Below are 18,169 nucleotides of genomic sequence, written 5' to 3'. Positions count from 1 at the left end.
AAACTGCTCCAGGGCTTTTTTCTTGATCTCCTCTAAATTGAATTCCTCTTGCTTTTTCTTTTTCATATTCTGTATCAAAGTTGGTGTTTTTTCACGCTTTGACACAGTTCACTTTACAGCCTCGTTTGTTATGTCTCTCTATAAATCCATATCTATAAAATCCAGCTCTCCAACTCAGTTTTCTCTAAATCCTGCCTATACCAACTCTCCAATTCCGTCTCCCTAAATCTTTCTCCAATCCGGTCTTTAATCTAATTGAAGAAGTTCAGCAGTCTGATTCAAATTCTTCTCTGCCTCTAGATGAAGCACTTTTCAATCGTATACAGCTGGAAATTTCCCCCTAACATCGACGGGATCCGTTGAACCTCGCCATTACTGTAAACACTCAAGATCCAGTCATTCCAAATCGACCTCAAACATGTTTAGCACTTAGATCTATACTTTGAAAATTCCGGGCATTTGTCTCACGGGTATGCAGAGCAATCAGCATTCAAAGCTTAAAACACAAAGTGTTTTAAGCTCATCAAAAAAGAGAAAATGGCTGATGATTTTGGTTTCGCCAAAATCATCAGCCATTTTCTCTTCCCACCCAACGCTCACCTTGATGAGTGTTCAGAAACATGCTCGCGTTCGTGAGCGGACCCACTGAACGAATTTAATTCGCACAATCCCTTTCAAACTCCAACGCCCCCTACTGTGGACACGTCCGCGAACTCTGATCAATATCTCCGGCGCCACCATTGGCTGTGAATGCATAGCCTACCAGCACCTGACCACCATTGTCGGCCGTCACGTCGGCAACAATATAAATGGCGTCGTTCTTTTTTTTGTCGATGCTCACGTGAAAGGGCAACGGTGGATTCTTCACCGTAACATCACCACTGGTGCCTTTGTAGGTTACAGAACTTGCTGTGCCGGCGCCGGTGGCTACCGTAACACTATACACCACAATACCATCGGCAGACGCCGTAGACGTGAGGTCGAGGGAACAGCCGTGGTTGTTGTCATCGTCTTTGTGACAGGACGCGATCAGCACAACGGCCAGCAACGAGGCAGACAAATAGGCAAACGTTTTTTTCATGTGTATTCGCTTTAGGGGTTAGTAAATAACAAAACCATAAACACGTTGCAGTCTCCTGCGCCGCCATTCTTTTTCACGTGACCCTACGCGTTTTGTCGGGAGCTTCCTCACACACTTCTCCTGAAAAATCAACACACAAACGAAGATAGTAAAAACATTCTCAGAAGTATCGATGGGAACCGGCCCCGGCCGTCCCGGTCTCTGAAGGAAAACTCCCTGCATACCACTCAACAACTAATCTCCGCAAAGGTTTAAACAAAAAAAGAGACCCCGACACGTCGGGGTCTCAAACACAAACACGGAATATACTAGCTCCTAAACTAGTTCTCAATAAAATTCAATTGCGATTGCGGGATGGGGAGGTAGTTGTTCACGCCTTCCACATAGCCATGCTCGCCAAGAATCTCTTCGCCCCTGCCCTGCCGGATAATATCCCACAGGCGCTGGCCTTCCATGCCCAGTTCCACTTCACGTTCGTGGTATACGGCTTGCAACGGATCGGCTACAGGTGTTTCGTCAAGACCAACGCGGTCGCGAACTTGTTGCAGATAGCTTTCCCAATCGCCACCGGTGTGGGCGGCGGCTTCGGCAGCCCAGAGCAACACTTCGGCATAGCGGATCACAATCCAGTTGTTGGGATCGTCGCTTTGCAAGCCCCACTCGCTGGGTGGAATCTGGTACTTCTGTCCCATCAGTAAGTCGATGCATGAAGAGAATTGATTGTCGGCCACGGTCTCGTCGTCGGTGCCTTCCCACAGCACTTCGCCGTCTTCAATGAAGGTGGCGTCAAAGCGCGGATCGTCTTCTTCAAAACGATCGGCAAATGATTGCTTGGGACAGTTAAAGCCCCAGCCATCGCCGTTGTTACGGCTGCGGGTGAAGATCACAAACTCGTTGCCTTCGTTGTCGTCGCCCCACGCATCGGTGCCCGACGGTGTGAACTGGATTTCGAAAACAGACTCGATGCCGTTCTCGTGGTCCAGCTTCCAGTTGTCGTCGTAGTGCTCTTCCAGTCCATAGTCGCCCGAGTCAATAATCTCGTTGGCTTTGCTCAATGCTTCCGTCCATTTCTTTTCGAAGATGTAGGCTTTGCACAGGAATGCCTGCGCGGCGCCTTTTGTGGCACGGCCCACGTCCTGATGCCCCTTTGTCAACAAGACGCTTTCGGCGGCTTTGAAGTCGGCTTCAATGAAGGCCCACAGTTCGTCAAAGCTGGCTTTGGGTAGATTGTAATTGCCGGCTGTCATCAGTTTGTCGACCAACGGCACTTCGCCAAAAATCTTCACCAGTTCAAAGTAATAGTAGCCACGCAGAAAACGTGCTTCGGCCACCACCTGGGCTTTCTTGTCGTCGGCAATCATCTCTTTGGTCATGGCGCCCACTTTCTCGATCACACGGTTGCAACGGTTCACGCCGAAGTAGTAGTGTTGAAAAGGAACGGGCAGGCCTGGGTTGCCCGCGTTGTACTGGAAGTTCAACAGCGGTTCAATCCACGGTTGATCGCCCGGGCCTTCGCCGCCTTTGTAGGCATCGTGGCCAAGGATGTCGCCGAGCCAGAAGGGAAAGTAGTTTGTATCATCCCAGCCCAGAATGTCGTAGCATCCGGTGAGGGCGAGGTCTGCTTGTTTTTCGGTCGTGAAAAAACTCTCTTCCGAAACGCTGGGAGCTTTCACATCCAGGAAGCTGTCGGAGCATGCTGTCACCACCACGCAGGCAGTGTAGGCAAGCAATAGGTTGAATATCTTTTTCATGATTCTCAAGGTCTCGGGTTAAAAGGTCAGGTTTACGCCTCCGGTAACAATCCGGGGTTGGGGGTAAGTGGCCCGGTCGATGCCGAGGTCAAGCGATCCATAATAGCCGGTGCCGATCTCCGGATCAAAGCCCGTGTATTTCGTCACCGTGAACAGGTTGGTGGCGCTCACATAGAATCGCAGCGTCTGCACTTTTATTTTCTCCAGGAATGCTTTGGGAAGCGTGTAGCCCAGTTGAATGTTTTTCATGCGCAGATACGATCCTTTCTCCACATAGCGATCGGAGAACCAGTTGTTGTTGGCGTCGGCCGCATTGAGACGCGGAAAGTGCGCATCGTTGGTGCTGCCTGCGCCCGTCCACCGGTTCAACATGCGCGTGCTGAGATTATAGGCAGCGTCAGGCCGTTCGGTATACACCTTCGTGCCGTTGAAAACATCGTTGCCATACACACCCTGGAAGAAGACGCTCAGGTCAAACGCTTTGTAGTTGAGCGTGGCATTGAAGCCGTAGGTGAACTTGGGCAACGGGTTGCCTATGGTGCCAAAGAACAGCTGACCATCGTCGCCCTTTGCATAGCGGATGTCGCCGGGGGCTGCGTCGGGTTGAAGCAGGTTGCCGTCGTTGTCTACGTGGGCCAGCACGTCTGCTTCGGTTTGGAACAGGCCGTCGGTTTTATAGCCCTGGAATTGCGCCACGGGACTTCCCACTTTTGTTACCGACACGTTGCCCTGGTTGCGCAGCGGTGCCGCTTCAATCTGGTCAAGCCCGCCGAGGTTTATCACTTTGTTTTTATACATCGAGAAGTTGCCGCCGATCTTGTAGCCGAAGTCACCCGTGGTGTTGCTGGCATAGTTCAGTTCAAGTTCAAAACCACGGTTCTCCATCACGCCCACATTCTGATAGGGAAAATCCTGAATGCCCGTGTGGCTGGGTGGTGGAATGGCCACCAGCATGTCTTTGGTGCGCTTGATGTAATACTCTGCGGTGAAGGTGAGGTTGTCGTTAAACAACGCACCGTCCAGCCCGATGTTGGTGGTGTTGGTGGTTTCCCAGTGCAGGTTTGGGTTGGCCACGTTGGGGAACGTGATGCCGTTCAAAATCTGGTTGTTGAACACATACGACTGTCCCAGACGTCCGGGGTTCTGATAGCCAAAGGCCGGAATTTTTTCGTTGCCAATGCTCCCCCAACCTGCGCGCAACTTCAGGCTGCTGAGAAAGCCCAGCCCCGTCATGAAGTTTTCTTTTCCAATTTGCCAGCCCGCCGAAAACGACGGGAACACACCATAACGTTTCGCCACAAAGTTTGACGAACCATCGCGACGGATGTTGGCCGTGAACAAATACTTGTCGGCATACGAATAGGTGAAGCGACCAAACAACGACGAGATACGTTTCACATCGGTAGGCTGTCCTCCGGATGTGGCGTAGATGTTCAGGGCGTTGTCTACATAGCGGAATTGACCCTGATCATCGATGAGGTCTGTTACACGTGTATCAAAATATTCTACGAAGGTATTATACGCCTCTGTTCCGGCGAGCAACGACAAGTCATGTTGGCCGAATGTTTTCGAGTAGGTAAAGTAATTCGACCACGTCCAGGTTGTGCCTGTGGTGGATGTATTTTGCAGCGTGCTGATCTCGTTGCGTTGTGATGTCGATACCGTATAGACCGGCACAAAGCTTTGATCTTTACCAAACAAATACGTGAGCCCAAGGTTGGAACGGAATTGCAAATTTTTTGTGAGGTTCACTTCGCCAAACACGTTACCCACCACGTTAAACTCTTTCGCAAACGCGTTGGTGTAGTAGATCTGCGCCGCGGGGTTGCTGGTGTCCATATACTTCGTGGCCGCAAACGAACCATCGGCATTGTGCACCGGGGTGACCGGGTCGATGTTGCTGGCCTGGATGAGCACCGACGACCATTCATCATCTTCATTCACCTTGTGGCGTGTAGACGATTCAAGCGTGAGGTTCTCTCCCACCGTGAGCCAGCGCTTGGCTTTCACCGACGTGTTGATGCGCACCGATGTTCTTTCGAAATCGGTTTTGTTCACAATGCCTTCCTGCTTGTAGTTGTTGGCGCTGATGAAGTAGGTTACCTTATCTGAACCGCCCGACACCGACAGGTTGTTGTTGCGGGTCACGGCGGTGCGGGTCACTTCGTCTACCCAGTCCGTGCCTTTCCCAAGCGACTGATAGTTTTGCAGTTCGGGAAAGATGATGGGATTGCCCGCGTTGTTTTGCGCTTCGGTGTTCAGCATGCCCCACTGCGAAGCATTGAGCAGCCCAGGCTTGCGCCACATCTGCGAGAACCCGATGTATGAATCAAAGCTGATCACGGTGTTGTCGCTCTTCTTGCCACTGCGTGTGGTGATGAGAATCACACCGTTGGCACCACGCGATCCGTAGATGGCTGTGGCCGATGCGTCTTTCAAGACTTCCATCGACGCAATGTCGGAAGCGTTCAGAAAGCTAATGTTGTCTACCGGGTAGCCGTCCACCACAAAAAGTGGCGACGAGTTGTTGATGGTGCCGATGCCGCGCACGCGGATCTGCATTGATGCGCCGGGCGATCCGGAGTTGGCTGTCACCGTCACACCCGAGGCGCGACCTTGCAACGCCTGGTCCACGGTGGCCACGGGCATCTTTTTAATATCGTCTGCCTTCACGCTCGACACGGCGCCGGTGAGGTCGCTTTTGCGTTGCGTGCCATAGCCCACCACCACAATTTCCTGGAGCGACTGCATGTCTAACGCCATGCTCACGGCAATCACGGAACGGGAGCTCACGGCCACCTCCTGCGGAGCATAACCAATAAAGGTGAACACCAGCGTGGCGTTTTCATCCTGCACAGCAAGGTGATAGTCGCCGTTGGTGTCGGTAGACGTGCCATTGGCCGTGCCTTTCTCCACCACATTCACACCCGGCATGGGTTGGCCAGCTTCGTCCTTCACATTTCCCGACACACTGAAGGCGGGAACCACTTCGGCGACGGCGCTTTCCGGCGCGGCATCGGCCATCCCAGGGCTACCTTCCGACGCTTCGCCGGTGCTGAACAAGGCGGCGGTGGTAGACGATTCAACGTTGCGTCGTTTCTTCAACACAATCTGGTCGCCTTTGATCTTGTAGGTCAGGTCCGTGTTTTTCAGCAGCTCGCCCAGCACGGTGTGGATGGTGGAATTGCTGAACGACAGGGTGACTTTGCGCGATGTGTCCACCACTTTGTGATTATAGAAAAAGCGGTAGGTTGTTTTGGTTTCCAGGACCGAGAAGGCTTCTTTCAGCGACGTTTCGCGAAACGAAACACTGATCTTGTCGCCGGCGCGGGCCGTGTCGCGGGCCTGCAACGGCAGCAGGCTTAGGGAGGCGAAAATCAATGCTAGCATGGCGCTTTGTATTAGAATGGGCCTACGCAGCTCTTTGGCCAGGCCAAAGCGATAGCGTAAAGTTTTTTTCATAACTTTGACATTAGGTTTAATAAAGTATCCATTTTATTAGGCGGCTCCGTTCCTTCCTCGAAGGAGCGTTGCAAAAGATCGGGAAGTGCTGCAACACTTTCCGATTCTTCATTTATGGGCAGCTATGTTTTCATGCGCTCAGGTTTTGGTGGTTCGTCTGCATCATTCCGCACAGAGTTTACCTTCAATCAGGACTTTGTCGCCCTCCATCCGGTAGTCAATATTTTCTGAAGCTTTAAACAGCTCCAGCACTTCGGGCAAAGATTTATTGTCAACATTGGCCGAAAAGCGGCAGCCCAGCGAATTGCTATCCTGCACTTCTATGGTCACATTATACCACCGTTCCAGCGCCAGCACGATTTCGGAGAACGGTTGATTTTCAAACACAAGCTTGCCCTCGCGCCACGCCGTATACTTCTCGGTGTTCACCCGGTTCTCGAGCAACAGTTTGCGCGATGCTTTTTCGAACACCACACGCTGGTTGGGTTGCATGGTCACTTCGCCCGACTGCTGACCCGCGGCGGCGATGTTCACTTTGCCTCTCACCAGCGTTGTTTCCACGCGGGTGTCTTTGCCATAGGAGCGCACGTTGAAGGCCGTGCCCAGCACACGCACGTTCACTTCGGCGGCGTGCACGATGAACGGTTGTGCGGCATTTTCGGCCACATCAAAAAACGCTTCGCCTTCCAGGAAGACTTCGCGCAGGGGTTGTCCTTCAAAATGTTTGGGATATTTCAAACGGCTGTCGGTGTTGAGCCACACCTTGGTTCCGTCGTTCAGGGTAATGAGCGAACGCTGTCCTTTTTCTGTCACCACCTGCGTGAGCGATGCGCGTTGTGTGGTGTCGTGTTGTGTCCACAGCCACAGCGAAACACAGGCCAGGGCAAACGCCACACTGGCGGCCACGGCATAGGTAAACATTCGTCCGCGCGGCGTTGACGTGTTGACTTCGGATGGACGGACGCTTGGCGCGTCGGGCTGATCGATGGCCAGATCTATCCGGCGTTTCAAATGAACAATCTTGGACTCCAGCACATCCTCTTCACGCACCTGGAACACCAGCAAAAACTGCCGGGCCTCTTGAATTGCACCTTGCGCCTGGGGATGTTGCTCCTGGAAAGATTGCCAGAAAGATTGCGTTTCGTTGTCGGGCGACAGCACCCAACGCTGAAAATATTCGTCTTTGCAAAAGTCGGCTGCGGTATAGGCGCTATAGTTCATGTGAGGGGTTCAAACGCTGTTACACTCTAAAAGCAGCGCACGAAACGATTACCCCTCTTTTTCTGAAAAATATTTTTCAGGAAACAATCCGCACCCACTTGCGCAGGGTGTCGATGGCTTTGCCGATAAGCTTGTAGGAAGATTTGAGGTCGATGTCGAGCACTTCCGAAAGTTGCTCGTAGGACATGCGTTCATAAAATTTAAGATAGACTGCCTCACGTTGGCGCTTGCTGAGTTTTTGCATGGCGCCCGTCAATTGTTGCTGTTGTTCCGAAGCGGTCTGCAACTGCACAATGTCGGTTTCGATGGATGTATAGGAACCTTCCTGGTCATCGAACGCCAGCATGTGCTGTGTGCGTTCGCGACTGGCCGCCATGACCACGCGCACAATGCGGCGGCGAAGGGATTTCAGAAGATAGAATTTAATGTTGTCGGTGTCTGACAAATGTTCGCGGCGGTTCCACAATTCCACAAACACATCCTGGATGCAGTCTTCCACCACGGCGCCATCTTTGCACAACTTTCCCCCATAGGCATAGAGCAGGCGCACGTGTTTTTCGAAGATAAAATCCAGCGCTTTGCGTTGACCTTCGCGGAGCAACGACCACACCACGCCGTCCATTTGGGCTTCGCTTGTGCCGGCGCGAAAAAGAATGGACTCCACGCCGTGGCGCGACGCATCGCGTTTCTTTTCGGGAGCCATATCGGAAGGCAGGTTGGTCATTCAGGTCAGGCACGCAACACAAATGCTGCATGAAGGCAACGAAAAGGTAACAAAAAGATTACACATAAATCAAGATGCATTCACACCAACGGAGTTGAATCGCTCCAGAAAAATGCATCACCACGCACATGCGTCTCGCTGTAAACACATCCCAAGGGTTGGTGTGCCTCGCGCACATCGCCAGACCGACGACCATAGAAAAACGATTGCATCACCCCGCCGTGCGCCTTTATTTTATCTCCGGCCACACCCTGGCGCCCTTTGTAACTCCTGACTATTCGGCTTATCTTGAAGCCCGTTTACTATCAACGGAAAAGGTCTATGAAAATTCTCGTTTGTGATGACGACGTCGTGGTTTTGAAAGTGATCCAACTCGCCCTCGAAGCCGAAAAGTATGACGTGGTGCTGGCCAAAGACGGCAAGCAAGCCTTCCAGCAACTGCGCGACACAACAGATTTCGACCTCATCATCACCGACATCCACATGCCCTACCACAACGGCGACGAAATTCTGAAATGGGTGCGCATAGAACAAAACGCCAAAACGCCCATCATCATGCTTTCGTCCGATGGCGAAGAGGAAGTGATTGCCCTCGCCCTCAAACAAGGCATCAACGCCTTCGTGGTGAAACCCGTAAACGCCAAAGACCTGGTGAAAAAAGTAAACAAACTCCTGAACTGATTTCTCTCAATCGCTTTTTAACAACTGTCCATCCACAACGCCCATGCGCTTCCTGAAACTCGTATTGTTCCTCCTGGTCCTCGCCCCTATCGCCCATGCACAAACGGTTGACGACGTGATTGGCGGCTACGTCAAATACATTGGCGGTTCCAAAAAATGGACGAGCGCCAAAACCATCATCTCCGAAGGAGAATATGACTATGGCGGCATTGTGTTTCCATTCACCACCTATGCAAAAGCGCCCAACCTCTATAAAGTGATCGTGCCCCTGAACGGAAAATTCTACGCCCAGGCATTCGACGGAACCGAAGGCTGGAAAGTTGACGGCTTCAAAAACGAGACCAACCCAACCCCGCTTAGCGGACCTGCCGCCCTGCAACTGGCCAACGAAGCCGACGTGGAACTGATAGACGTGTTTGTGAACTACAAAGCCAAAGGCCACACGGCCGTGCTGGAAGGCAAAGACACCGTAGACAACACCCTGTGCTATAAAGTAACCCTGACACGAAAAAACGGTGAGAAAGAAACCTGGTTCTTCAACACAACCTCACACCAGCCGGTGATGCGAATAGCCGTTTCCAGAAATGTGGAAATGGGTGGCGCACTGCTGAACACTCACTTCAGCGACTATCGCGACGTGAGCGGCTTAAAAATTCCATTCAAGACCGTGAGCGATGCAAACGGCCAGATGATCCTGACCGTGGTTGTTAAAAAAGTAGTGGTGAATGCGCCGGTAGACAGCAAGATCTTTCAACCGTAAAAAACCTGACAGCGTAATCAATCAACAAACGAAACATTTTCGATCTTCCATTGATCGTCGTGCTTCGTCAGCTCAAAGAAAATCGGAATAGCAATCTCTGTCTCTTGTGCCACAGCCGTAACCGATGCGCGCGCAGGCTCCTCTTCCGTTACCTGGATGGCATACTTCCGATTTTTAGTTACATACGCATCGCGTTCCGACTGCGTCTTGGCATCGCCCGCCTTCTCGATATTTCTCTGCCACTCCGCCAGGCTATCACGCTTTACCAGAAACGTGCGCGACTTCTCAAAGTCAAGTTGATCAATAGCCGACAAATAGGACGCCACAACATCCTTGGGACCTGACGCCGACCCGCATCCCAACATCATCATACAAACGAAAAACAAAACAATTCTCATAAACTTCATTTAGATTTTAAAAACATCATCACCAGGTGCCTTAAACTTCAGCAAGCACATTTGTTCACTTGCCATTATATGCGCAGGCGATCGCGCGCCTCCATCAACGCAAAGCCCAGCAAATTCTGACCGGGCCACGTGGCCGGGTCTTCCACATGCGCGGCATCCTGCGAAAGGCCTATTCCCCAAATGGCATCGGTGGGACTTGCTTCCACGATAACGTGATCGCCCGTGCCCAACAAATAGTTCTTCAACTCCACATCCTGACCAAACTTATGCACGTTGCCCGCACACACGATCTCATACTTGCTCTCGTTCCAAAGGGCGTCATCAAAATTCACAATCTTCCGTCCAAGCGCTTTCACTTCGCCCGGCTTGTCGGTATTCACAATTTTCTGAAAGATGGCATCATCACCAAACAGCTTTGCCTTCTGCGCCATCATCCAATGCTCCGCAGTTTTATAAACCACGCCTTCCACCGCGAACGGCGACGGATACCATTGACTAAAAACAAATTTCCCAACGGTCTCCCCACCCTTCGGCGTATGTCCCCAGAAAAACAAAAATTTCTTTACCTCCCCCTTGTCAATACCTTCAACTAATCCGGATACAGAATACTTCATCGCACATCATTTTAAAGTGAACCCCCAACGTGGCTCACGTGAACCCATGCAGAAGGAACGGCAAAGATAATCTCCTAATTCCGAATGATCACACACGTGTCACACTGCTGTCGCAGCCAAATCGCCAGGTTCAAACCCAGCTGTTAAAAATCCCAACCCCGACCGCACCCGCCCAACATTGACCGTAAGCGAACGCCCATCAAAAATAAACCAGCAATATTCGTCTGATATTGTGACTTTAGTATGGCACACGGATTGACTATCCTAAACCTGCATTCCCACAGAATGCGCCTAACCAAACCAGATCAATATGCTTCGTCATAGCTTCCTTCTCGCCTTCCGCAGTTTTCTTCGCTTCAAGAGCACCTTCTTCATCAACCTCATCGGACTCTCCGCCGGCCTGGCCTGCGCCATCCTCATCTACCTGTGGGTGAACGACGAGTTGCATGTGGACGGCTTTCACGCAAAAGGCGAACGACTCTACCGCATCATGACCAATGCCCCTTCGCCGCAGGGCATCAACACAACCGAAGGCACGGGCGGCGGACTGGGCGAAACGTTGGCGAAGGAAATGCCCGAGGTGGAGTTTGCCACGGTGACCACACCCGCAGCGTGGTTCCAGAAATTCACCGTGTCAACGCCCGGGTACGATGTGAGTGCGCGCGGACAATTTGCCGGCAAAGATTTTTTCAATGTATTCTCGTTTCATCTTCTTCAAGGACGCGAAGACCAGGTGCTGGCCGACAAAAACTCGGTGGTCATCTCCGAAGCGCTTGCCAAAAGTTTGTTCGATACACCCACGGCTGCCCTTGGCAAAACCATAGAATGGAAGTGGCTGAACCTGAAACGCACATGCACCGTGACGGGCGTTTTTGAAGGCACACCGGCAAACTCTACACAACAGTTTGACTTCGTGGTGTCGTTCGAAGTGTGGAAAGAAATTGTGCCACCGGCGGCCGACGTTCGCGGCGGTCCCTTCCTCACCTTTGTGGTGTTGAAAGAAGGTGCTTCCACCACCGTTTTTCAGAACAAGCTCTCGGCCTTCCTGAAACAAAAAGACAACGCCGCCAACGCAACTTTGCTCGCCACGCGCTATGCCGACAACTATCTCTATGGAACCTACGCCGAAGGCAAATCTACCGGCGGGCGCATTGCCTATGTGAAATTGTTTTCACTCATCGCTGTGCTCATTGTGGTGATGACATGCATCAACTTTATGAACCTCTCCACTGCCAAAGCCTCGCGCCGCATCAAGGAAGTGGGCATCAAAAAAGTGGTGGGCGCGCAACGCAAAACGCTGGTGCTGCAATATCTGGGCGAAGCCACGGGCATGGCCTTCTTATCGCTGGTGGTGGCAGTGGCCGTGGTGCAGCTTTTGCTTCCGGCGTTCAACAGCATCACGGGCAAACAGCTTGCGCTCATGGCCAGCCCTGCGTTAATTGCATCGCTGCTCGGCATGGTGTTGGTGACCGGCATAGTGGCGGGAAGTTATCCGGCGTTGTATCTGTCGGGCCTGCACCCCGCGCTTGTGCTGAAAGGAAAATTCACCAGCTCGTTTGCCGAGCTGTGGACGCGCAAAGGACTTGTGGCGTTTCAGTTTGCTTTGTCCGTTACCTTCATCGTGTCGATGATGGTGATCTCAAACCAGATCGACTTCATCCAGAACACACGTCTGGGCTATGAACACGACAATGTGCTTTACTTCGAAATGGAAGGCGCCGTGGCCGAACATCCCGAAGCATTCCTTGCTGAGATGCGCAACATTGCCGGTGTGGTGCATGCGTCCAGCATTCAGCAAAACATTCAGCTCGAAACATTTTTCCCCGCTCCGGGCTTGCGTTGGGAAGGCAAGAACACCGACGACCAACTGCGCTTTGGCCAACTGCCCGTGAACCACGACCTCATCGAAACACTGGGCATCACCATGGCCGAAGGTCGCTCCTTCTCCCCCGACCATCCCTCCGACACCGCCGCCATCATCTTCAACAAAACCGCCATTCAACAAATGGGGCTGAAAGATCCCGTTGGCAAAACGGTTGAGGTGTGGGGCAAGCCCATGACCATTGTGGGCGTGACCGAAGACTTCCACTTCCAATCCTTCCGCGAACCCGTCAAGCCATTCTTCTTCCGCCTCTCGCCAAGCGAAACCATGCTGGTGATGCTGCGCCTGCAAGGCGACAACCTGCCCGGCACCCTGGCCCGCATTGAGCAAGCATACAAAACGTTGAACCCCGGTTTCACCTGGGAGTATACCTTCCTCAACGATTCATTCCAACGCCTCTATGTGGCCGAGAAAAATGTGTCGGCCCTGTCGCGCTACTTCGCCGGGCTGGCCATTCTCATTTCGTGCCTTGGTCTCTTTGGACTGGCTGCCTTCACGGCCGAGCGCCGGCGCAAAGAAATCGGCATCCGCAAAGTGCTGGGTTCGTCCACACGCAGCATCGTGTTGCTTTTGTCGGCCGACTTCACAAAGATTGTGCTCGTGTCTATTGTTGTTGCCTTGCCGCTCAGCTATGTGGTGTTGCAGCAATGGCTTCAGCAATACGCCTATCGCATCGCGTTAAGTCCGTGGTATTTTGTTGCCGCCGGTGTTGTCACGTTCGTGTTGGCCATGCTGGTGGTGGGCACGCAGACGCTGGGCGCCGCGAATTTGAATCCCGTAAAAAATCTGCGTAGCGAATAAACAGCTCAGCTCATTTCGCATCGAACAAGGATGGGTCTTGCCATGGTCCGGGCAAGGTTGTGTTCTTTCACACACAAAAATATTGTCATCACGCTTTCAGTATGACATAAAACTCATTTGCTCTACAGCCAATTTCTTCTAATTTGGCTGTAGACCTACTGCCCTTTCTCATGACCCACCGCTTCACCCCAAGCCTGCATGCGCGGCACACCGGCCTCGCCGCATGCATGGCTGCACTGCTGTTGCTCCTGCAATGCACTACCGAAAAACCATCGCTTGAAACCTGGTCGGTCTATAAGGCCGATGCCGCCAGCACCAGCTATTCGTCGTTGCAACAGATCAACCAAGAGACTGTCAGTCAACTTGCCGTTGCATGGACGTTCAAACCCAACGATGCTCCTGCAGGCATGTACTTCGGAAAATCGGAATGCAATGCTATTGTGGTGAACAATATGCTCTATGCCACCTCGGCGCGCCACTGGGTCTATGCGCTTGATGCTGCAACAGGCAAGGCGTTGTGGCACCTCGATCCGTTTGATGGCGCCAAGGGCGGCGGGGTGAATCGCGGTGTGACTTATTGGGAAAGCGGCGACGACAAACGCATTCTCTTCACGGCTGGCAAATACCTGATGGCCGTGAATGCACTCACCGGCAAACTGATCTCCACCTTTGGCGAGCAGGGCAAGGTGAGCCTCAACCTTGTGCCCGACAACCAACTGGAGGGCTGGGTTGTGCCCACATCGCCGGGCATGGTGTTTAACGACCTGCTCATTCTCGGCTCCGAAGTGTCGGAGCTCTATGGTGCCGCGCCGGGCTATGTGCGCGCGTTCGACATTCGCACCGGCGCCCTTCGCTGGACCTTTCACACCATTCCCCATCCCGGCGAAACCGGCTACGAAACGTGGCCACCCGATGCCTGGAAATATGTGGGCGGTGCCAACAACTGGGGCGGCATGAGCCTCGACGAAAAACGCGGGCTCGTGTTTCTCCCCCTCGGCTCGCCAACCTACGACTATTATGGCGCCGATCGCAAAGGACAAAACCTCTTCGGCAATTGCATCGTGGCCCTCAACGCCAACACCGGTGAGCGCGTGTGGCACTTTCAAACCGTGCACCACGACCTGTGGGACTATGACCTGCCCGCACCTCCCAACCTGGTGACCGTGATGCACAACGGCAAACCTGTTGACGCCCTCGCGCAAACCACCAAGACCGGTTTTCTTTTTGTGCTGAACCGCGAGACTGGCGAGCCTCTCTTTCCCATTGAAGAACGACCCGTGCCCACCTCAACCATTCCCGGTGAAGACGTGTGGCCCACACAACCCTTCCCGCTAAAGCCCGCTCCCTACGCGCGCCAGCACATGACCGAAGCCGACCTGAACAACACCTCACCCCAAGCCCGCGACTCGGCCCGCGCCATCTTTAAAAGCCTGCGCTACGATGGCATGTTCACACCGCCCGACCTGCGGGGCACCTTCATGTTTCCCGGCAGTCGTGGCGGCTCCGAGTGGGGCGGTGCGGCAATCGATCCCACCACGGCATGGCTGTACGTGAACGCCAACGAAAGCCCCGAGATCGCACAAGTAAAGAAGATGAAGAAGAGTGAGTCGTCGCCCAACACCACACGCTATGCATTGGGCAAAAACTTTTATATGAACTATTGCAGCACCTGCCACGGCCAGGATCGCAAGGGGCGCGAACCAAACTTCCCGGCCCTCACCGACCTTGGCAAACGCCTGACCGAAGCCGACGCCCTGCAAAAAATAAAAACCGGTGGCGGCCGCATGCCCGCCTTCGCCAAACTGGTGGCTGGCCACGAAGAAGAAATTATTGCCTACCTGTTCGAGAAAAGCAAAACCGTGTATGCCAAAAAACAAACCACACCCACCGACACCACATCGGTCTATCTGAACCTGACTGCCTACAGCGACTTTGAGGGGCCCGACGGCCAACCCGCCATCAAACAACCGTGGGGAACATTAAATGCCATCGACCTCAACACCGGCGACTATGCGTGGAAAATTCCATTGGGCAACATACCCGAATTTCAAACACCCGGAGGGCCACCCACCGGCACGGAGAGTTGGGGTGGACCTATGGTGACAGCCGGTGGTCTCGTGTTTATTGCCGCCACCAAAGACAAAAAATTCCGCGCCTTCAACAAAGCCACGGGCGCCATGCTCTGGGAAACAACACTGCCCGGCCACGGCTATGCCACCCCCTCAACCTATGCCTGCAACGGAAAACAATTTGTTGTGATCTCCGTCACGGGTGGCAAAGACGATCCAGGCGGAAGCATCATGGCCTTTGCACTGCCGGAGTAAAGCACAGCGTCAAAATAAACTTAACAGGCGATGGAACATGCGCAGTCAAATAAGTATGTTTACAAGGTTATCGTTATTGTGCCCATCATGAAAAACACCATCAGCATTCTCTTCATCGTCGCCTTGCTCGCAGCTTGCGGAAAATCTCAAACCACCGAGCGTGCCGGCGAACCCGACGTTGTGCGCGTGGAAGAAAACGACGCCGGTATGAACGCCGCCACAGCGAAAGCCATACAAACCCTCGACACATTTAAAACGGCGCTAACAAACAACAACCCTGCCTACCAGGGTTTCTCCATGAAGATGAGGTTCGACGTGCCCAACGGCGGCGAACACATCTGGATCAGCGAGATCTCTTATAAGGACGGCCAATATTATGGTGTGGTTGATAACCTCCCGGAAGCAACCACCAACGTGAGCCTCGGCGACACCGTGAAGATAGAAAAAGACCGTCTGAGCGACTGGATGTTTCTGGAAGACGGCAAACTGCGGGGCGGCTACACCATTCGCGTGCTGCGCGACCGCATGTCGGCAGAAGAACGAAAACAGTTCGACGAAGAGATCGGTCTCATCATCGAAGACTGAGACACATCACAACACAATTCTTTTAGTTTTTTTTCACGGGCGTTGTCTTAACAACACAGCCGCACGCTCCCTGTCAACACGAAAATTTTCCGCTCATCCGCCTATCGCGCACGTTGATGTGTGCTGCACAAAACACACGCACAGAAAACACATCGCACACTAAAAATCATGCATGCCCGCCATTCGCGGCATAGTGAAAAACAGTATCTTTAAAATGCATCCGGTTTTTATTTCGATACAACAACTTTCATCTCACAACACATGAATCACCTTCTTACTTCCTTTCGCCTGTTCCTGTTCGCGTTGCTTTGTGTTTGCTCGTTTCCATTGAGCGCCCAGCAGAAACCAGCTTTCAAAGTGATTGCCTTCTTCACCGGCACCAGCGACCAGGCGCACATCAGCTACATTCGCGAAGCCCACCCGTGGTTTCAGAAGATGGCCAAGCAACATCACTTCACCTACGACACCACTTCGAACTGGAACAACCTCACCACCGAATTTCTGAAACCCTATGCCGTGGTGCTTTTCCTCGACACCCGCCCAGAAACACCAGCCCAACGCGAAGCCTTTCAACACTACATGGAACACGGCGGCGCGTGGATGGGCTTCCACTTTGCCGGCTTTGCCCTCACCCCATCAGACTATCCTCAAAACTGGGATTGGTATCACAACACCTTCCTTGCCTCGGGCCAATATGCCAGCAACACCTGGCGCCCCACATCGGCCATATTGCGTGTAGAAGACCGCAAGCACCCCGCCACCAAACACCTGCCCGCCACCTTCAAGTCGTCGCCCAACGAATGGTATCGCTGGGAAAACGACCTGCGCACCAACCCCGACATCAACATCCTTCTCTCCATCGACTCCACCAGCTTCCCCCTCGGCACCGGCCCCAAAGCCCACGAGATCTGGCACAGCGGCTACTACCCCGTGGCATGGACAAACAAAAAATACAAAATGGTCTATGTGAACATGGGCCACAACGACATCGACTATGAACACCACACGAACAAGGATCTGTCGCTGACGTTCAACAATAAAGTGCAGGAGACTTTTATTTTGGATGCGTTGCTTTGGTTGGGGAAGAGGTAGGGCAATAAGAAATTAACACGTCAATTTATCGATACCGACAAGATCGACGCCGAATTTTCGCACATGTGGAAGGAAGACCTTCCTCAGTTCGTTTTGGTACGAACAAAAGCATCACACTATCTTTATAACATAATGAATCGTATTCACAACACAATGACAATTATTGAAGACGACAAAATCGCTGACTATGTGCTCAAGAAAATGCTCGATAACGGAGCGCGGATTGTAGATGATTTGAGTTTCCAAATTCCGGTCTAAAATGACCACGATATTCTTTCAAATTGATCTGCCAACCTCTTTGCCGATCTATCATTTTTCGCTAACACGGCCTTAATTCGGTTGTACTTCAGGATGGGCTTTGAGAAAACAATCTAGCACAGCCACGACTTTCTAATACCAAATTTAGAACCTCCCACTAAAGGCACAAGAAACCTTAAAATCCCTCAGGTTTCTCACTTTTTCAACCTAAATCGTCCCGGTCTGGCTATTGGTTTTTGTGGGCTTTTACGCCCTGTCTGGACTATCAGTTCGAAAACCATTACCAGCACGATCTGCGGCAATTCACCGCGATTCTTAGACCTAATGATTAGGCAATATGAAGGACCAATCATCTCCAATGAAAAGGCAATCACCATAAAGGAATGGATTGGTCTAAGGAAGCAGGATCTAAAAATTGGTAAAACCAACGGTCACATAAAACGTGTCGCCAATGATGGGTTAACCGTATTGAATCAGGACCTGCTCGAGATCATAATAATAGCGGTGTCGTTAGCGCTGCCGACAA

Annotated in this window: 14 protein-coding genes; 7 read left to right on the top strand and 7 right to left on the bottom strand. The window is 52.4% G+C overall.

Annotated features, from left to right (window positions below):
• Positions 1-691 precede the first annotated feature (691 nt).
• The 5 genes from JI741_RS25575 to JI741_RS25555 all read right to left on the bottom strand — a co-directional run bounded on the left by JI741_RS25575 (position 692) and on the right by JI741_RS25555 (position 8,218).
• On the bottom strand, positions 692-1,081 hold the full coding sequence (locus tag JI741_RS25575; RefSeq protein ID WP_202014369.1) for a hypothetical protein: 390 nt from the start codon (positions 1,079-1,081) through the stop codon (positions 692-694).
• A gap of 320 nt (positions 1,082-1,401) precedes the next feature.
• Positions 1,402-2,832, bottom strand: a complete 1,431-nt coding sequence (locus JI741_RS25570; RefSeq protein WP_202014367.1) for a RagB/SusD family nutrient uptake outer membrane protein — start codon at positions 2,830-2,832, stop codon at positions 1,402-1,404.
• 18 nt (positions 2,833-2,850) lie between these two features.
• The gene (locus JI741_RS25565) at positions 2,851-6,294 is read right to left on the bottom strand and encodes a TonB-dependent receptor (RefSeq protein WP_202014365.1); all 3,444 of its coding nucleotides are present in this window, start codon (positions 6,292-6,294) and stop codon (positions 2,851-2,853) included.
• A gap of 162 nt (positions 6,295-6,456) precedes the next feature.
• Entirely contained in the window at positions 6,457-7,515 is a 1,059-nt protein-coding gene (locus tag JI741_RS25560; RefSeq protein WP_202014363.1) for a FecR family protein, read from the bottom strand.
• Positions 7,516-7,591: 76 nt separating this feature from the next.
• Positions 7,592-8,218 carry an RNA polymerase sigma factor gene (locus JI741_RS25555; RefSeq protein ID WP_202014361.1) on the bottom strand — a complete coding sequence of 209 codons (627 nt, stop codon included), beginning with the start codon at positions 8,216-8,218 and terminating at the stop codon, positions 7,592-7,594.
• A 149-nt stretch (positions 8,219-8,367) separates the two neighbouring features.
• Between JI741_RS25555 and JI741_RS25550 the strand changes: the two genes are divergently transcribed.
• The 3 genes from JI741_RS25550 to JI741_RS25540 are packed head-to-tail and all read left to right on the top strand — an operon-like array spanning position 8,368 to position 9,680.
• Complete coding sequence (locus tag JI741_RS25550; protein WP_202014359.1) at positions 8,368-8,580, top strand: hypothetical protein; 213 nt, start codon at positions 8,368-8,370, stop codon at positions 8,578-8,580.
• A complete protein-coding gene (locus tag JI741_RS25545; RefSeq protein ID WP_202014357.1) occupies positions 8,561-8,920 on the top strand; it encodes a response regulator in 360 nt (119 codons plus the stop codon). Before JI741_RS25550 ends, JI741_RS25545 begins: the two co-directional genes overlap by 20 nt.
• A 43-nt stretch (positions 8,921-8,963) precedes the next feature.
• Entirely contained in the window at positions 8,964-9,680 is a 717-nt protein-coding gene (locus JI741_RS25540; RefSeq protein WP_202014355.1) for a hypothetical protein, read from the top strand.
• A gap of 17 nt (positions 9,681-9,697) precedes the next feature.
• Here the strand turns inward: JI741_RS25540 and JI741_RS25535 are convergent, their stop codons facing one another.
• Positions 9,698-10,078 (bottom strand): DUF4878 domain-containing protein, encoded by a 381-nt coding sequence (locus JI741_RS25535; RefSeq protein ID WP_202014353.1) that lies wholly within the window; start codon positions 10,076-10,078, stop codon positions 9,698-9,700.
• Between the two features lie 74 nt (positions 10,079-10,152).
• Positions 10,153-10,701: a riboflavin biosynthesis intermediates N-glycosidase gene (ybiA, locus tag JI741_RS25530; RefSeq protein ID WP_202014351.1), complete on the bottom strand. Its 549-nt coding sequence runs from the start codon at positions 10,699-10,701 to the stop codon at positions 10,153-10,155.
• Between the two features lie 310 nt (positions 10,702-11,011).
• Between ybiA and JI741_RS25525 the strand changes: the two genes are divergently transcribed.
• From JI741_RS25525 to JI741_RS25510, 4 genes are all read left to right on the top strand, one after another.
• Positions 11,012-13,384: an ABC transporter permease gene (locus JI741_RS25525; RefSeq protein ID WP_202014349.1), complete on the top strand. Its 2,373-nt coding sequence runs from the start codon at positions 11,012-11,014 to the stop codon at positions 13,382-13,384.
• Positions 13,385-13,527: 143 nt separating this feature from the next.
• Positions 13,528-15,708: a pyrroloquinoline quinone-dependent dehydrogenase gene (locus tag JI741_RS25520; RefSeq protein ID WP_236676268.1), complete on the top strand. Its 2,181-nt coding sequence runs from the start codon at positions 13,528-13,530 to the stop codon at positions 15,706-15,708.
• Positions 15,709-15,738: 30 nt separating this feature from the next.
• Positions 15,739-16,293 carry a YegJ family protein gene (locus JI741_RS25515; protein ID WP_202014347.1) on the top strand — a complete coding sequence of 185 codons (555 nt, stop codon included), beginning with the start codon at positions 15,739-15,741 and terminating at the stop codon, positions 16,291-16,293.
• A 261-nt stretch (positions 16,294-16,554) separates the two neighbouring features.
• Positions 16,555-17,385: a ThuA domain-containing protein gene (locus tag JI741_RS25510; RefSeq protein WP_202014345.1), complete on the top strand. Its 831-nt coding sequence runs from the start codon at positions 16,555-16,557 to the stop codon at positions 17,383-17,385.
• The last annotated feature ends 784 nt before the right edge of the window (positions 17,386-18,169 follow it).

Origin of the sequence: Chryseolinea lacunae (genome assembly GCF_016735595.1) — a bacterium.
Classification (GTDB): domain Bacteria; phylum Bacteroidota; class Bacteroidia; order Cytophagales; family Cyclobacteriaceae; genus Chryseolinea; species Chryseolinea lacunae.
This window is presented reverse-complemented; position numbering and strand designations above follow the sequence as displayed.

What these genes read in the sequence shown, in the direction of transcription:
- JI741_RS25575 (WP_202014369.1), bottom strand. Translation starts at nt 1,081, where the DNA reads ATGAAAAAAACGTTTGCCTATTTGTCTGCCTCGTTGCTGGCCGTTGTG.
- JI741_RS25570 (WP_202014367.1), bottom strand. Translation starts at nt 2,832, where the DNA reads ATGAAAAAGATATTCAACCTATTGCTTGCCTACACTGCCTGCGTGGTG.
- JI741_RS25565 (WP_202014365.1), bottom strand. Translation starts at nt 6,294, where the DNA reads ATGAAAAAAACTTTACGCTATCGCTTTGGCCTGGCCAAAGAGCTGCGT.
- JI741_RS25560 (WP_202014363.1), bottom strand. Translation starts at nt 7,515, where the DNA reads ATGAACTATAGCGCCTATACCGCAGCCGACTTTTGCAAAGACGAATAT.
- JI741_RS25555 (WP_202014361.1), bottom strand. Translation starts at nt 8,218, where the DNA reads ATGGCTCCCGAAAAGAAACGCGATGCGTCGCGCCACGGCGTGGAGTCC.
- JI741_RS25550 (WP_202014359.1), top strand. Translation starts at nt 8,368, where the DNA reads ATGCGTCTCGCTGTAAACACATCCCAAGGGTTGGTGTGCCTCGCGCAC.
- JI741_RS25545 (WP_202014357.1), top strand. Translation starts at nt 8,561, where the DNA reads ATGAAAATTCTCGTTTGTGATGACGACGTCGTGGTTTTGAAAGTGATC.
- JI741_RS25540 (WP_202014355.1), top strand. Translation starts at nt 8,964, where the DNA reads ATGCGCTTCCTGAAACTCGTATTGTTCCTCCTGGTCCTCGCCCCTATC.
- JI741_RS25535 (WP_202014353.1), bottom strand. Translation starts at nt 10,078, where the DNA reads ATGAGAATTGTTTTGTTTTTCGTTTGTATGATGATGTTGGGATGCGGG.
- ybiA (WP_202014351.1), bottom strand. Translation starts at nt 10,701, where the DNA reads ATGAAGTATTCTGTATCCGGATTAGTTGAAGGTATTGACAAGGGGGAG.
- JI741_RS25525 (WP_202014349.1), top strand. Translation starts at nt 11,012, where the DNA reads ATGCTTCGTCATAGCTTCCTTCTCGCCTTCCGCAGTTTTCTTCGCTTC.
- JI741_RS25515 (WP_202014347.1), top strand. Translation starts at nt 15,739, where the DNA reads ATGGAACATGCGCAGTCAAATAAGTATGTTTACAAGGTTATCGTTATT.
- JI741_RS25510 (WP_202014345.1), top strand. Translation starts at nt 16,555, where the DNA reads ATGAATCACCTTCTTACTTCCTTTCGCCTGTTCCTGTTCGCGTTGCTT.